The organism is Elusimicrobiota bacterium (assembly GCA_040757695.1).
In the GTDB taxonomy this organism is placed as follows: Bacteria; Elusimicrobiota; UBA8919; order UBA8919; family UBA8919; genus JBFLWK01.
Genome location: JBFLWK010000192.1, coordinates 1 through 1880 on the forward strand (window position 1 = coordinate 1; position 1880 = coordinate 1880).

1 protein-coding gene is annotated in these 1880 nt (G+C 30.6%); it reads right to left on the reverse strand.

The annotated features are described in order from the left end of the window. Positions 1–1880: N-6 DNA methylase (locus AB1349_14020; GenBank protein ID MEW6558442.1), on the reverse strand; the 1880-nt coding region annotated here is incomplete at both ends.

Consider the following 1880-nt stretch of genomic DNA (forward strand, 5'->3'; position numbering starts at 1 on the left):
AAGTTCTAATTTCATAACCAATTTTTTGAATATCTTTGACAAAAACTTCATAGCCATCTTTGTTTAACTTTTCTAATTCTTTTAATTTAGGTTTATAAGCGACAAGTAGAGTTGTATTTACTCCTGTATCCGCAAAGACATTTGCTGGCAAATCAAACAAAGCAACAATTCTCATTTTTTCTATTAACCATTTTCTTGCTTTTTCCCACCTATCTATTGAAGCAATGCTATTTGATAAAACAATTCCAATCCGCCCCTCTTCGTCTAATATATGGTAAGCATTTTCCAAGAACACTAATCCCATGTCAATCCAGTTGCCACATCGGGCTATATTCCAAAGTTCGTACATCTCGATTATTTCTCTATCCAGTGGTGTTTTGGGTTCATATTTTCTATCCTCGCCAAATGGTGGATTCGTAAGAACAACATCAAATTTTTTAAGTTTTGTTTTATCTTTCCAACTATCCCAATTGCCATTTTTATGTAGATTGGGATTTAATTCTACAAGCGCACCGGATTGGTCAATTTTTGCAACAATTGTGCCTTTATCTGGATAGTATAAAAGTTTCGCTTCTCCATCTCCATTTAAAAGCATATTAAGACGGGCAAGCATAATCATATGTTGGTCATTATCAATACCGTAGATATTTCTATCATCAAGTTGACTTTTAGAATTGATATAACTTAAAGATAGAAAATCTGCAATTCCAACTGTCGGATCAATTACAGTCTCTCCATTTCTAGGGTTAACAATTTGGACAAGAAAATCAATTAACTGCAATGGAGTAACAAACTGTCCTTTTTCTCCTTTGGAAAATTCATTGGCAAAACGATAAAAAACAAGTTGCCATAATTCGCTTTTTGCTGATCGGACGAAAGAATAATTTTGGAAATTGTCAATGACTGTAGTAATGACTTTTATATGGCTGGAATCTTTCCAATTTATCTCTAAATCTTGGAGAATTTCATTATAATTGCCCGCTGCGTCATTGTTAATATTCTTAAGTCTTGAAATAAATTTCTGTATTTTAGGTTCGGATAAATTATTATACTGGATTTCATCATCTGTAATATAAAATTTGAGATAATAATTATCATATTTTTTGCTCTGTTGTTCATCAAAGATTTTTAATGCTAAAATTTGAATTAAAATTTGGTATCCTCTCTGATTAACAAGTCCTGCTTTGTCCATTGCTCTTAATATATTAGACATGGCATCATTAACCTGATTGGAATGTAAATCAGAAATCAAATCTAAGTTGGATATCGTCCTTTTACTCGGGTCCATTTTTTGAGGTTTGTTTATTTTTTGTATAAGTTCGTTAAATGATGGTATGTTATTATAATTATCTGTCAAATTTAATGATAAATCTTTAGTTCCACTATTTTCACCTTTAGCATTGTATCTCTCGTTATAACGTAAAATTTTCCCTTTATTTCTCTGAAATATGTATAATCGTTCAAAATCATAGTAAAAAGCCAAAACATATCTGTCCAGTGGTTCTGGTTCTTTCAAATATGCTTTTATCTGCGAGTTAAAATTGTCCTCGGTTGTTTTATTGTCTTCTTTTTTAAATTCTATTACAGCAACAACATGATTTCGTAACCATTCTAAACTATTTTGATTCTTATTATTACTCCATTTTTCATAATAGTAAATCCAGTCTTTACTGTCAAAGATACAGCTGTCCATTTTTATTGGCGCAGCATTTTTATTGCCTTTAGGAAAATAAATTTCTACTCCAATATAATCCTTAGAATATAACCCACTATGAATAAGAGCGTAAATAAATTGCCACTTATAATATTCTTCACTTTTTCCAACGCTCTTATTTTTTAATGAAATATCATTGATGTATTTCCCATTTACTGGAACTATT